This window comes from Natrialba taiwanensis DSM 12281, from assembly GCF_000337595.1.
Lineage (GTDB): Archaea > Halobacteriota > Halobacteria > Halobacteriales > Natrialbaceae > Natrialba > Natrialba taiwanensis.
Genome location: NZ_AOIL01000051.1, coordinates 106,405 through 119,146, shown reverse-complemented (window position 1 = coordinate 119,146; position 12,742 = coordinate 106,405). Strand labels below are relative to the sequence as shown.

General features: G+C 63.4%; 15 protein-coding genes. 5 read left to right on the top strand and 10 right to left on the bottom strand.

Annotation, left to right across the window (positions count from 1 at the left end; genetic code table 11):
• Positions 1-375: 375 nt before the first annotated feature.
• From C484_RS15420 to thpR, 5 genes are all read right to left on the bottom strand, one after another.
• Positions 376-1,041: a translation initiation factor IF-6 gene (locus C484_RS15420; protein ID WP_006665143.1), complete on the bottom strand. Its 666-nt coding sequence runs from the start codon at positions 1,039-1,041 to the stop codon at positions 376-378.
• Between the two features lie 9 nt (positions 1,042-1,050).
• Positions 1,051-1,329 (bottom strand): 50S ribosomal protein L31e, encoded by a 279-nt coding sequence (locus C484_RS15415; protein WP_006110715.1) that lies wholly within the window; start codon positions 1,327-1,329, stop codon positions 1,051-1,053.
• Between the two features lie 4 nt (positions 1,330-1,333).
• Positions 1,334-1,486: a 50S ribosomal protein L39e gene (locus C484_RS15410; RefSeq protein ID WP_004267621.1), complete on the bottom strand. Its 153-nt coding sequence runs from the start codon at positions 1,484-1,486 to the stop codon at positions 1,334-1,336.
• Positions 1,487-1,595: 109 nt separating this feature from the next.
• Entirely contained in the window at positions 1,596-2,645 is a 1,050-nt protein-coding gene (locus tag C484_RS15405) for a hypothetical protein (protein ID WP_006826828.1), read from the bottom strand.
• A 149-nt stretch (positions 2,646-2,794) separates the two neighbouring features.
• Complete coding sequence (gene thpR, locus C484_RS15400; RefSeq protein WP_049915538.1) at positions 2,795-3,355, bottom strand: RNA 2',3'-cyclic phosphodiesterase; 561 nt, start codon at positions 3,353-3,355, stop codon at positions 2,795-2,797.
• Positions 3,356-3,535: 180 nt separating this feature from the next.
• Between thpR and C484_RS15395 the strand changes: the two genes are divergently transcribed.
• From C484_RS15395 to radA, 5 genes are all read left to right on the top strand, one after another.
• A complete protein-coding gene (locus tag C484_RS15395) occupies positions 3,536-4,369 on the top strand; it encodes a tetratricopeptide repeat protein (protein WP_006826826.1) in 834 nt (277 codons plus the stop codon).
• Positions 4,370-4,485: 116 nt separating this feature from the next.
• Positions 4,486-4,779, top strand: a complete 294-nt coding sequence (locus C484_RS15390) for a DUF424 domain-containing protein (RefSeq protein WP_006826825.1) — start codon at positions 4,486-4,488, stop codon at positions 4,777-4,779.
• A gap of 109 nt (positions 4,780-4,888) precedes the next feature.
• Positions 4,889-5,770 (top strand): hypothetical protein, encoded by an 882-nt coding sequence (locus C484_RS15385; RefSeq protein ID WP_006826824.1) that lies wholly within the window; start codon positions 4,889-4,891, stop codon positions 5,768-5,770.
• A gap of 78 nt (positions 5,771-5,848) precedes the next feature.
• Complete coding sequence (locus tag C484_RS15380; RefSeq protein ID WP_006826823.1) at positions 5,849-7,051, top strand: outer membrane protein assembly factor BamB family protein; 1,203 nt, start codon at positions 5,849-5,851, stop codon at positions 7,049-7,051.
• Positions 7,052-7,182: 131 nt separating this feature from the next.
• Entirely contained in the window at positions 7,183-8,214 is a 1,032-nt protein-coding gene (radA, locus tag C484_RS15375) for a DNA repair and recombination protein RadA (protein ID WP_006826822.1), read from the top strand.
• Positions 8,215-8,488: 274 nt separating this feature from the next.
• On the opposite strand, the gene sufU is transcribed toward radA, so the two are convergent.
• The 5 genes from sufU to pspAB form a co-directional block, all read right to left on the bottom strand.
• Entirely contained in the window at positions 8,489-8,908 is a 420-nt protein-coding gene (gene sufU / locus C484_RS15370) for a Fe-S cluster assembly sulfur transfer protein SufU (RefSeq protein WP_006665135.1), read from the bottom strand.
• 117 nt (positions 8,909-9,025) lie between these two features.
• Positions 9,026-9,274: a hypothetical protein gene (locus C484_RS15365; protein WP_006826821.1), complete on the bottom strand. Its 249-nt coding sequence runs from the start codon at positions 9,272-9,274 to the stop codon at positions 9,026-9,028.
• A 103-nt stretch (positions 9,275-9,377) separates the two neighbouring features.
• Entirely contained in the window at positions 9,378-10,022 is a 645-nt protein-coding gene (locus tag C484_RS15360; protein ID WP_049915535.1) for an HD domain-containing protein, read from the bottom strand.
• Positions 10,023-10,452: 430 nt separating this feature from the next.
• A complete protein-coding gene (locus C484_RS15355) occupies positions 10,453-11,694 on the bottom strand; it encodes an aminotransferase class V-fold PLP-dependent enzyme (protein ID WP_006826819.1) in 1,242 nt (413 codons plus the stop codon).
• Between the two features lie 284 nt (positions 11,695-11,978).
• On the bottom strand, positions 11,979-12,584 hold the full coding sequence (gene pspAB, locus C484_RS15350; RefSeq protein ID WP_006665131.1) for a PspA-associated protein PspAB: 606 nt from the start codon (positions 12,582-12,584) through the stop codon (positions 11,979-11,981).
• Positions 12,585-12,742 lie beyond the last annotated feature (158 nt).

Below are 12,742 nucleotides of genomic sequence, written 5' to 3'. Positions count from 1 at the left end.
GTTTTCGATTCCGGCTGCCCCGCGAGTCGGCTGCGTCCGTTCTCCGACGGACCCCGTGGTATCGATGTCTGCTCCAGTATCCGCCACCGTTTGCACGCCAAGTTCTGTTCCGTCGGTTCGAGTGCTCTCAATTAGCGCGGGCGGCGGTCACCGGAGGCCGCGAGCTACCGACCCGAACAGTGCAAGCGCGACCGGAATCGCGGCGCTGAGACCGAGTAGTTGTTCCATCGCCAGATACGCACTGAGGTTACCCGTCACTGCGAGCCACGTTACGAACGCGATACAGTCACGAAACCGCTATCAGAAACGAATGCTAGCCGTCCGGTATCCAGTGTCCGGGTCCGCGCCAAACAACTCGAGCCGTGGCGTGACGGATCAGTCGAGATACCCGAGCGCATCTTCGATTCGGCCGAGTTCAGGGCCGGTCGTATCCTGGCCGACGACGTAGCCGAACTCGTTTGCCAGCAGGCCGGAGCCGACGAGCGGCGCGCCGTAGTTGATCGTCCCGACATCGGCGCGGACGTCGAGAACGTCCTCCAAGACATCGAGTTCTTCGTCGGTCGCCTTGGGGTGACAGAGGACGCCATCGTTTGTCGCGACGGCGGCGGTGCCGACGGTTCGGACGCCCGCGAGATCGCCGCGTTCGACGGGTACATCGAGCGTGTCCGTGACGATCTGAATTGCCTCCCGGGGCAGGTCCGGATGGACGTAGGCTCCGTAATCGTTCGCGAGGACGACGTTCCCGGCGGCGTTGATACTGCCCGGCAGTTCGGCCACGGGAACGTCGACTTCCTCGGCGAGCGTCTCGCGTTCGTACTCGAGGACGCGAGAGCTGACGAGCAGGCCGTTTTCGTTACCCGTCGCTAATGCGCCGACCGTCGAGGAGCCGCCGACGGTCGTTTCGATTGCGGGCACCTCGAGTTCGTCGGTCAGGTCGGCGACGGCGTCGTCGTCGATATCGGGACGAACGAGCACGCACGAGTCGGTCGCGCGGGCGAAGACGCCGACGTAGGCCGACCCGGCGAAGGCGAGGCGTTGCAAGTGTAGTGGTTAGTCGGCGACCTCGGCTTCGACGACGGCGTCACCCTCTTCGTCGAAACGAGCCGCGCGGACGCGAAGTTTTCGTGGCGGGTTCGAGCGCCCGTTCGACCAGACTGCCTCGTTGATCGAGGGGTCCAGTCGGATGGCGTCCCCGTCGACCGCAAAGTGCTTCGCGAGGTGGTCACGGACGAGTCGCATGGCGAGGTCTGCGGCCTCGTGGTTGGCTCCCTTCTTGACGTCCCGAAGCGGGACGGTTACGACGCGTTCTTCGAAATCACTTGCACTCATTGTATTACTCGTCAGTGTCGTTACGCCGCCAGTTGCGTCGTTTCGGGTTCCGCTGGACTTCCATGTCCGTCTTCATCATAACCCAGGCCGGAACGCGGCTGTTCTGGTTCTCGAGTTTGGCAAGTCGCTTTTTCTTGCCCTTCGATTTCTTACCCATAGTAGCCGGACGTAGCCCGTGCTGGCTTAAAATCTTGTCCATCTTTCGGGACCGGTCGGTGAGCAGTGGTCCGTGGTCGGTACGAGTTCACCTTGTCACCCTTCCGTTTTCACGCTCGCCGTCGCTCCCCAATACGTTCTAAATACCGCGTCGCCACCGCGAGCGTCGCCTCACTCACCGTCGTCGTGTACTCGAATCGGTCGACGCCTTCGTAGCCGTCGTGGCGGGTGAACTCGTCGTGGTCGTAGCAGCCGGTGCCGTGAAAGCGCGTTCCGCCGCCGAGTTCGTCCGGGCCGGCGTAGGCGGTTGCCATCGGCGTCACGCGAAGTGCTTGGTCGTCCCCGCCGGTCTGAACTCGAGTCGCGGCTCCGAGGTCGTGGTCACAGTCCGTCCCGCCGACCGCCTCAACGAGTTCCGGCGGGAGCAACGTGTGAAAGACCTCGTGAATGGCGATGTTCCGGCTGATGGCTCGCGAGTCCCAGACTTTGGTCGCCCCGATGTTGGCGACGGTTTGTGCGCCGTCCGCGGCGGCGCCATCGGAACCCGTTGCACCGACCAGATCGTTCGGGGACATCGTCCCGCCGTAGCCGACCCGGTAGTTGAGCGGGGACCAGCAAAACAGCACGTGACAGGCCGGCCCGCCGAGTTCACCGCGGTCCCGAAGCTGCTCGCGAAAGACGTCGAGGACGGTCGATAGCGATGGCAGGACGAGTTCGGATGGCCGCGGCGTCGCGAGCGGGGGGAAACGGACGGATGGGCCGCGCTCGACGCGAATGTCGAAATCGGCGTCGATGCGGTCGGAGTGGGAGACGGCGTAGGTTTGGAGCTGTGCCATGGCGTCCTCGATTGCAGCGAAACACTCCCGAAAGGGGACCGGCCAGTCGCGTCGCAGGCCCGAAATCCCGTATCGGATCCAGACGGTCGGCGGAATGGGGCCGGGAGAGACGCGCACGCGGAGCGTCCCGGTATCGGTTTGGGCGGCGTCCGTGCTCGGACTGACGAGCGAGGCCGCGCCGACGCCGCCGACCGCGGCGATGAACTCGCGGCGGCTGACCGAGGCGGTTCGTCCGATGCGAGAGCGACGCTGGGCAGTCGCGGTGGTGTGGTCGCGGTGATCGGAATGGTCGGGACCGGGATCCGCCGTGGACGAGTTCCCCATCGACCGGTCCGGCTACGGGATCGGTCCCTATCACTCCCGGTGCTGTATCGTTCGGCTATCGTGCCGTATGCGGGCGCTACAGTGGCTGTAGGCGACCGATAGCGCACTCACAACGACGCATACTGGCGGCCACAGCCGGGTGGAGTCGGTCACTCGTCGAGCGGGAACCGCGCCACCGTCGAGTACACCGGCCCCTCCTCAGTGAGCGTGCTCTCGGTCAATCTGACCTCCTCAACGCGCGTCTCGCCGACCGTCGGTTCTCGCTCGCGGACGAGTTCTTGCACCAACTCCTTCCCGCCCGCGTGCTCCATGCGCGCAAGCGTCACGTGCGGCGTGAACTCGTGGGACTCCGCCTCGAATCCCATCTCCGTCGTTCGCTCCTCGATGGCCTCGTGCAGCGCGGTGAGTTCGTCGCCGCCGATTTCGGTGCCGAACCAGACCACGCTGATGTACTCGAGACTTGGGAAGACGCCCAGACCGCCGTAGCGGACGGGGAAGGGGTTAACTCCGGCGTCGGCGATCGCAGCCTCGAGTTCAGATTCGAGGTCGGGCACTCGCTCGCCGTCGACGTCGCCGAGGAATTTCAGCGTCACGTGGGCCTGCTCGGGATCAATGAAATTGAGGCCGCTCGCGTCGTTGAACTCGTCCTGCAGGTCGGCGACCGGTTCCGTGAGGTCGTCAGGCAGGTCGACGCTGATGAAGAGACGCATACGTGTGCACTCGCGGCCGCGGTACTCAACGGTAACGGACGATCCGTCGAACGATGGCTCGTTTCGGGGTCGCAAGGTCGTGAAGTCGGCGGACGAACGGTGGTTCCGAACCGCAGCTGCGTGCACGGCGTCGGTAGCCGGGTCGCAGCCCTTAACAGTCCGCGACGCCAAATTCGGGTAATGACTGACCGAGAGGGTGAGGATACCCGCGACCACCGTTTCTCCGAAGGTGAGGGGTTCGAAGATCCCTACGACGAGTTCGATCTCGATCCGCCGGAACTGGATATCGACCCCTCGAAGGTCGACCCGGTGGACTCTCGAGTCGTCACCGATACGCTCGATAGCCAGCAGATCGCGAGCGACGATGTCGACGCCAGCGAGTTGCTCGACGTCGGGCTGAACTACATGCAGATCAACCGCTACGAGCAGGCGACCGACGCCTTCGAGCGGACCGCCCGCTTTGCCGACGACGAGCGCCTCGAACAGGAAGCCTGGGTCAACAAGGGCGTCGCCCACGCCGAACTCGAGGAGTGGGACGCGGCGATCGGTGCCCACCGCGAGGCGCTCGACATCGACGACCAGAGCGAACACGCCGCGACGGCCGAGACGAATCTCGCCTACGCCCTCTGGGAGTTCGGCGAGACGGCCCAGGCCTTAGAGCACGCCGAACGCGCCATCGAGATAGACGAGCGCTTCGCCGAGGGCTGGTTCAACCGCGCGTTCTTCCTCTCGGAGCGCGGCCTGGCCGAAGAAGCCCTGCAGTGTATCGACAACGCGATCCGACTCGGCCTGCGAAACGCCAAGGTCTTAGAAGAGAAAGCCGAGATTCTCGAAGAACTCGGCGAGTACGACGAGGCCGAGGAGATCGCCGAGGAGGCAAACGAGATGCGCGAGCAGGCCGAACAGGAGATCATGGAAGACCGCCGGGAGATGGAGGGCCAGCCGACCGGTGTGGACGAACTCACGGAACCCAGCCGCGAAACTGATCGGGATCGCGAGTGGGAACTCGAGTGACGACGGTGACCCGGTAACCCGAGAGACGAACGAACTCCAGACCCCGTGGACACACGACACCCATAAACACAAATACGGTCACGACTCCACAGTACGTACGAGATGCGGATACGATCATGCGCGTGACTGAACGACAGACTCCGGAAGGACTGCTCGTCGCTGTGTGCGACAGTGATATCCTCGGCGAAACGTTCGAAGCCGAGGACCTCTCTCTGACGGTCACCGACGAGTTCTACGGCGGTGACGAGGTCGACGAATCGGTAGTCATCGATAGTCTCGCGCGGGCGGACGTGGCCAATATCGTCGGCACCCGCTCCGTTTCCCTCGCGATCGAGGAGGGGTTTGTCGACGAGGCGAACGTCCTTGATGTCGGGGAGACGCGCCATGCGCAGTTGCTGCGGATGTACTGAGTGTACTGCGTGTACTGCGTGTACTGCGGAATCGCCGTCGTGAGCCCGATATAGTACCGGCAATTACCGGCGGGAAAACGTTTTTGTAATTTTATCCAATGGATGAAATATGGAACTCACGCAGCTTCCGATCCTCGCCCAGATACACAACCCCGAATACACCGGTGAGAATCGCTGTATCCCCTGTACTGCCGTCAATCTCGTTATCGCAGGTGTCCTGACCGTTGCGGTTGCGATCGCATCACCCATTGCTGCGGTCGCCGTGTTCGTTCTCTCCGTTGCCGCCATCGGCCTCCGCGGGTACCTCGTTCCGGGAACGCCGGCGCTGACGAAGCGATACTTCCCCGACTGGCTCCTCGCGAAGTTCGACAAGGCACCCGAACCGGGCGGTTCGACGCTCGAAACCGATGCCGCCGAAACGGGGGCCGACGCCACTCACTCTCACGCAGCCGGCGAATCGATCGAACCCGAACAGTGGTTCCTCGAACATGAACTCGTCGTTCCGTGCACGCGAGCGGCGGATGATGGCGAGCAAGAGCAGGAAGACCTCTGTCTTGCGGACGACCTCGAGACGACCTGGCAGGAGGCAATCGACGAGATTCAGGACGGCGAGCGAGCGACTCAGGTTGCGGCGTTTCTCGAAACGGAGCCGGCGTCGGTATCGATCGACCAACCCGACGACGCAACGTCGCCGGTTCGTGCTCGCGTGGAGGACAGGGTCGCAGCCCAATGGGAGTCAGACGCCGCGCTCGTCGCCGATCTCGCGAGTTCGCGTGCGCTTGCAACGCAGGTTCCGGAGTGGGATCAGCTGTCACTCGAGCAACGGAGTCAGTTGGCGAACGGGCTTCGGGCGTTCGTCGAGCAGTGTCCGGGCTGTAACGGGACGATTTCGCTGGACGAGGAGACAGTCGAGTCCTGCTGTCGGTCGTATCAGGTCTATGCGATCACCTGTAACGAGTGTGACGCGCGGATTCTCGAAGTGAGACAGTAGCGGTGACGTTTCGCGGACGGCAAACTGGACGACAACAGGCCACATGCATTATCCTGGTTCACTCAGTAGTCACTGGCAGTGACTTCGTGGACACAACTCAGCGGTGATTCTCGCCACACCGGCGTTCGACGCGACGCGACCGGCCCGCGCTATCTGGACGCAGCCTGGACGGCCGATCTCGTCGGCCACGTCGGCTCGCCGGTTCTCGACCGTGACACCGTCTTCGTCGGCACACGCCGCGGCAACTGCTACGCGTTCGACCACGAGACGGGGTATCGTCGCTGGGTCTTCGAGACGACCGCGGCGACCGAGGCGGCGCCGATCGTTACTCGCGATCGCCTCTATCTTGGCACCGACGACGGCACGATCTATGCACTCGATCCGGCGACGGGTGACCAGCACTGGGCGACGGCAGTACCCGCCCAACTCACGGCTACACTCGTCTATTCCGACGCGACCGGCGACCTGTACGCCGGCCACGAGGACGGTCTCACCGCTCTCGACGGTACTTCCGGCGGGGAGCACTGGACCACCGAGACCGAAACAGCCGTGACGGGATCGCCCGCAATCGGCGACGACAGGGAGTTAGAACGCGACCAGCAAATACGGGACCTGGGTCTGGAAGAACTCGGCCGAAACCACGCGGACACCGGCTCGGTGCACTCGGAACGGGAACGACAAACCTGGGACGGACCCCGTCTTTACGCTGCCACAGAGGGTGGGACAGTCGAGTGTCTCGGGACAGAATCCGGGACTGTAATCTGGTCTGCACCCACGAACGGCGACGTTCCCGCCGGCCCAACGATCGCCGGCGGACGTGTCTACGTCGCCGACGACGGCGGCACCCTCCTCGCGCTCAATGCTGACACTGGCCAAACCTGGTTCAGCTATTCCATCGCCGACGAGTTCACCTCCGGCGTCACAGTCCTCGCCGAGGAGGGGATGACAATCGTCGGCGCTGCCGACGGCTACGCCCACGTTACCGACACGACGGTCGGCCGGCGAAAGCGCCGCGGCTGGCTATTCTCGAAAAAGGGCGTCGCGCTGGACGGCACCGTCAGCGCAAGTCCCGTTGTCGCCGGGACCGTCCTCTGTGTCGGGGACACGACCGGGTCGCTCTACGGTATCGACCTCGTCGACGGCTGGAGCCACCGGTGGCACGCTGCACTCGAGGGCGCGATCACGAACACGCCCGCACTCGCCGAACAGCGCCTCTACGTCGGCAGTGACGACCGTCTCACCTGCTTCGAGTGGCCACCCACCGACGCGTCGATACCCTGATCGTCTCGTTCTCGCTGCCTTCACTCTTCAACCTCCGGTTTGATTGTCAGCTACCCCGCCGCCTCCCCACACTTTCACTTTCACTCTCCTGTTAACGAGGGTTTATGGGGTCGCCGGGACAACGACGGAGTATGGCAGACGCAGACCTCGAGGAACTCCCCGGCGTTGGACCGGCAACCGCAGACAAACTCCACGACGCGGGCTTTGACTCCTTCCAGAGCCTCGCCGTCGCCGCCCCCGCTGAACTCTCGAATACCGCCGATGTCGGCGACTCCACTGCAGCCGATATCGTCAACGCCGCCCGCGATGCCGCCGACGTCGGCGGCTTCGAAACCGGCTCGACGGTACTCGAACGACGGAACAAAATCGGCAAACTGAGCTGGCAGATCGACGAGGTCGACGAACTCCTCGGCGGCGGCATCGAAACCCAGTCGATCACCGAAGTCTACGGCGAGTTCGGTGCGGGGAAATCCCAGGTCACCCACCAGATGGTCGTCAACGTCCAGCTTCCCAAGGAGGTCGGCGGTCTCCACGGTGCTGCGATGTTCGTCGACTCGGAGGACACGTTCCGCCCCGAGCGCATCGACGACATGGTCCGCGGTCTCTCGGACGACGTGATCAACGCGACGCTCGAAGACCGCGACATCGAAGGCTCGGCCGCCGACGAGGCCGCCGTCGACGAACTCGTCGAGGACATCCTTGACAAGATTCACGTCGCGAAGGCGTTCAACTCCAACCACCAGATGCTGCTAGCCGAGAAGGCAAAGGAACTGGCCAGCGAGCACGAAGAGGCCGAGTACCCGATTCGCCTCCTCTGTGTCGACTCGCTGACCGCCCACTTCCGCGCCGAGTACGTCGGCCGCGGTGAACTCGCAGAGCGCCAACAGAAGCTCAACAAGCACCTCCACGACCTGGATAAGGTCGGCAACCTCTACAACGCGGCCGTCATCGTGACGAATCAGGTTGCCTCGAACCCGGACTCGTTCTTCGGCGACCCGACGCAGCCGATCGGCGGCAACATCCTCGGCCACAAGTCGACCTTCCGGATGTACCTCCGCAAGTCCAAGGGCGACAAGCGGATCGTCCGCCTGGTCGACGCGCCGAACCTCGCCGACGGCGAGGCGGTCATGCGTGTCCAAGACGGCGGGCTGAAAGCAGAGTAACTACTGTACCGCCGTTTCGTTGCCATCTCTCTCATTACCGTCGTTTTGTGCATTCGTGCTTGGGTATCCGTCAGCGACGCACCACAGTCCGAAATCACCAAATCACTGATCGAGCGCACTTGCTACACAGCACTCCCAACTCGGGATCACGCGGCAGGGTATGGTGAACCGAACTCGCACTCTCGAGTTCTTACGGTTCGAATCGAAATCGAAACGGCGGTAGAACGAGTGTGTGGCGGTCAGTCCGAAGTCCGAAATCCGCAATCCTCAGTTCTTAGTCCTCGGTCGTCGTCTTCTCCACGTCGAGTTCACCCTGGTAGATTTCGGCACCGTCCTGGGCGACTTTCTCCGCGAGGACGGCACATTTGACGCGCATCGGCGAGATATCGACGCCGAGCATGTCGATGATGTCGTCGCGGTCCATCTCGAGGAGTTCGTCGACGGTTTTGCCGTGGAGTTCACCCGAGAGCATGCTCGCGGAGGCCTGGCTGATGGCACAGCCATCGCCGGAGAAGGCGACTCGCTCGATAGTTTCCTCGTCGTCATCGAGTTTGACATCCATACGAATCTCGTCGCCGCACATCGGGTTCTCGCCGACGTGGGTAAACGTTGGATCCTCGAGTTCCCCGTAGTTGCGGGGATTCTTGTAGTGGTCGAGGATCTGCTGTCGGTACATATCCGAACCCAGTCCCATCGGTGTGTACGGATATGCCAGTGCCCTGTAAAAGGGTTCCGGGGCGGCGCTCGCCGGGACGAAACCGGCGGTCGCGCGCCGGAAAACGGTTGCATGTTGGCGGTCGATATCACGCCGTTACGTCGATCCCTGGTCGATCGGTGGGTTTCGATAACAGGCATCGACGATGGCGACGATGCCGACGAGCGCGGCGACGGCGAGCGGCTGTGTCACCGGCACGTTCGCGACGGTCGCGACGACCAGTGCAACCGCGAATGCGATCGGAATGATCCCGAGGACGAGATCGTACCGATCGGCCGCGGCGAGACCGTCGACCAGGGCATCGAACGGGTCACGTTGCGGACTCCCGATACGTTTCTCGTACATTGGTTCTCACCTCGGCACCGGTACGTACCGGCCTGAGAATCAAAAACGCTGTGCCAGTTCTAGAACCGTGCCTGATAGGTCCGTGAACGACCGACCGATCACGCTACCGCTCGCCGGCGACTTCCGCATCGAACTGCGCGATGAACTCGCGGACGAACGCCGCGCGCGCCGCGGCGAGTTCGCGGCCGGCGTCGGTGTACATGCGCGCCGGCAGGTCGAGGATCTTCTTGTGGAGGTGGTTGTACTGACTCGTCCCGGCGGCCGTCTCATCGTCGGCCACCGGGAGGGCCGGATTGTACATCGGCGAGTCGATCGCGGTGCCGTGGGCGAAGACGCGGCCGATGCCGACCGCCCCGAGCGCATCGAGGTTGTCCGCGTCGGAGACGAGTTCGGCTTCGATCGTTTCCGGAGTGACGTCGTTCGAGTAGCGGTGGGCGCGGATGCAGTGTTTGACCTGTGATACCGTCTCGTCGGCCACGCTGAACTCGCGGAGGATCTCGCCCGCTTCCCGTGCGCCCCAGGTCGCGTGGTCGTCGATTTCGCCGCGGTCCTCCCGCTCGCGGCCGATATCGTGGAGGAGGATGGCGAGGGAGACGACGCGTTCGTCGACCGTCTCCGGCTCGGGGTGGCGTTCGACGAGCGTCGCCGCGAGTTCTTCGACGCGCTGGATGTGGTGCCAGTCGTGGGCTGGCGGCGCGTTCTCGAAGTACGGTTTGGCGCGGTTACGGACGGTTTCGAGTTCGAGCATGCCAGTTGCGTTTTCGGGGAAATCCGATAAGCGCTCCGCTGCTGGATGCTGATCGGCCGTGCTCGGATCGATGGCCGAGCCAACCTGGCGCAATCGCCAGCGTATTGCACTCGTTGAGAACAGTGTATCCGATAGACGGTGACTCTCACCAACAGAACCGAACCGAACCGGACGGTTCGGTGGGAGCAGTGATCGTCAGGCGAATAGCTGCCGGGCGTCGTCCAGCGCAGCGACCAGTTTGTCGACTTCCTCGCGGGTGTTGTGAGACCACCTTTTTACTCTCGAGTTCTTCCTCACGCCGTTCGGTCGAACTACTCGAGTAAAAATCTGGACCAAAAAGCTGCTCACTCCTCGGCTCGCGGTTTCACCGCTCGCCTTTCGCGGTTCTCGCTCACGTTGTTCGCTCCGAACTGCACCGTTCGCGGTCGGATCACGCGAACAACTGCCGGGCGTCGTCCAGCGCAGCGACCAGTTTGTCGACTTCCTCGCGGGTGTTGTAGACGTAGAACGAGGCGCGAGTCGAGGCCGGGACGCCGAGTTTGTCGTGCAGCGGCTGGGTACAGTGGTCGCCGGCGCGGACGGCGATCGTGTGGTCGTTCATGATCGAGGTCAGGTCGTGGGCGTGGACGCCGTCGAGGTTGAAGGCGACGAGACCGCCCCGGTCGCTTCCGTCGGGGCCGTAGAGTTCGATATCGTCCTCGGCCGCGAGCCGGTCGTAGGCGTACGCCGCGAGTTCTTCCTCGTGGGCCTGGATCCGTTCCATCCCGATGTCTTCGAGCCAGTCGATGGCGGCGTGGAGGCCGACGGCTTCGGCGATCTGTGGCGTGCCGGGTTCGAACTTCCAGGGGAGGTCACCCCAGCTGGAGTCCTCGAAGGTGACCTTTCGGATCATGCCGCCGCCGTAGAGGAACGGGTCGAGTTCTTCGAACAGGTCTCGCTTCCCGTAGAGGACGCCGATGCCGGTGGGGCCGGCCATCTTGTGGCCCGAGAAGGCGTAGAAGTCCGCGTCGATCGCTTTCACGTCGACGGGTCGGTTCGGGACGGCCTGTGCGCCGTCGATAAAGGAGAGGGCGTCGTGGTCGTGGGCGAGATCGGTGAGTTGGCCGACGGGGTTGACCGTGCCGAGCGTGTTCGAGACGTGGGCCGCCGAGACGATGGCGGTGTCGTCGGTGATCAGGTCCGCGGCGTGGTCCATGTCGAGGCGGCCGTCCTCGTCGACGCGGATGTACCGGACCGTCGCGCCGGTCCGCTCGGCGATCTGCTGCCAGGTGACCAGCGAGGCGTGGTGTTCCATCTCCGTGAGGACGACCTCGTCTTCGGGACCGAGTTCGTTCAGGCCCCAGGCGTAGGCGAGCAGGTTCTCCCCTTCCGTGGTGTTCTTGGTGAAGACGATTTCCTCGCGGCCGTCCGCGTTGATGAACTCGGCGACGCGGTCGTGGGCCGTCTCGTAGGCGTTCGACGCCTCCTGGCTTAGGTGGTGGATGCCGCGGTGAACGTTCGCGTTGGACTCGCGGTAGTAGTCGCTCATCGCGTCGACGACCGGGTCCGGCGTCTGGGTCGTCGCCGCGTTGTCGAGGTAGACGACCTGCTGGTCGTCGAACTCGCGCTGGAGGATCGGGAACTCCTCGCGGATAGCCGCGACGTCGAGCGCCTCGAGATGCTGGTGACTCATTGCTCTCTAGGAAGTCCTCGATGCAAAACACTCCTTCGGTCCGCGATCGGGAACCGGTCATAAGAGACGGCGCGATGAGTCACTACTGGCTACCGGGTTAGGGTGTCAAGGGGGATGGAAAGGAAGTGGTATGCGGCAGGCGACGAACTGTGTATGGCGCAGTTCGGATGTGAAGTGGTGTGGTGGGGATGATGTGGCAAGCCTGCCGTATCATTTCGTATGGGCTTGTGTGACAAGTGCGTGATGCCAAATATATTTGGTGCGACCTCGTTCAACCCGTTCGCCTACTCCCAGGGGTGGGTTCCCTGCTGGCTCGGCCAGAGCGGATACCAGTACTCCTTCTCGCCTTCGATCTCTAATTCGCCGTCCAGCGTCGACTCGAGTTTGAACTCGGTACTCGAATCGCGCTCTCGGCCGGCGCGTGGAGCGAACGGATAGTACGCGCCGCGACGGAACGAGTAGATCCAGTACGCCGGCCCGTCGCTGTTTTCGTACGCGAACACGGCTGCGAGCAGGCGAGACCCGTAGTCGCGCTCGATGAACGTGTCCGCCGCGAAGTGCATACTCGTGATCAGGTCCTCCGGATCGGTGTCTCTGAGCACGACCCAGTGATAGCCGTGGTCGTCGTCCGTGACGGTGAACTCGGTCCCGGTGTCTTTCTGCCCGGCCTCGAGAATGGACTCGACCTCCGCGACGGTGTCGCGAAAGCTTCGCGAGTCGACGCCGGAGAAACAGAGCGCGCCGACATCGAGCGACCGGTAGCCCAACTCCGCCTCCATCGTCAGGTAGGCAGTGCTCATCCCGAAGAGGTCCTCGGGGTCGGCGTCGCGTCTGGCGTCGGTCTCGGCGCGCAATCCGAGGGCGGCACGGAGTCCGTCCAGCAGTCCCATATCGAGGAGAACGGTGCCATCCTCTTAGAACTCACCTATTGTGCGCCGCCGGTCGATGCTCGCGCCGCCCGGTTGTCAGTTATGACCGCGGAGAGTCGCGAATACTATCACGAACCTCGACGGTCAGTCGCGTTCGACAGTCAGCAATTCGAAGGAGC

Coding starts and splice junctions, on each gene's coding strand:
- sufU (WP_006665135.1), bottom strand. CDS start 8,908: ATGGGACTGGGTTCGGATATGTACCGACAGCAGATCCTCGACCACTAC.
- C484_RS15395 (WP_006826826.1), top strand. CDS start 3,536: ATGACTGACCGAGAGGGTGAGGATACCCGCGACCACCGTTTCTCCGAA.
- pspAB (WP_006665131.1), bottom strand. CDS start 12,584: ATGGGACTGCTGGACGGACTCCGTGCCGCCCTCGGATTGCGCGCCGAG.
- C484_RS15360 (WP_049915535.1), bottom strand. CDS start 10,022: ATGCTCGAACTCGAAACCGTCCGTAACCGCGCCAAACCGTACTTCGAG.
- C484_RS15365 (WP_006826821.1), bottom strand. CDS start 9,274: ATGTACGAGAAACGTATCGGGAGTCCGCAACGTGACCCGTTCGATGCC.
- thpR (WP_049915538.1), bottom strand. CDS start 3,355: ATGCGTCTCTTCATCAGCGTCGACCTGCCTGACGACCTCACGGAACCG.
- C484_RS15355 (WP_006826819.1), bottom strand. CDS start 11,694: ATGAGTCACCAGCATCTCGAGGCGCTCGACGTCGCGGCTATCCGCGAG.
- C484_RS15390 (WP_006826825.1), top strand. CDS start 4,486: ATGCGCGTGACTGAACGACAGACTCCGGAAGGACTGCTCGTCGCTGTG.
- radA (WP_006826822.1), top strand. CDS start 7,183: ATGGCAGACGCAGACCTCGAGGAACTCCCCGGCGTTGGACCGGCAACC.
- C484_RS15415 (WP_006110715.1), bottom strand. CDS start 1,329: ATGAGTGCAAGTGATTTCGAAGAACGCGTCGTAACCGTCCCGCTTCGG.
- C484_RS15410 (WP_004267621.1), bottom strand. CDS start 1,486: ATGGGTAAGAAATCGAAGGGCAAGAAAAAGCGACTTGCCAAACTCGAG.
- C484_RS15385 (WP_006826824.1), top strand. CDS start 4,889: ATGGAACTCACGCAGCTTCCGATCCTCGCCCAGATACACAACCCCGAA.
- C484_RS15405 (WP_006826828.1), bottom strand. CDS start 2,645: ATGGGGAACTCGTCCACGGCGGATCCCGGTCCCGACCATTCCGATCAC.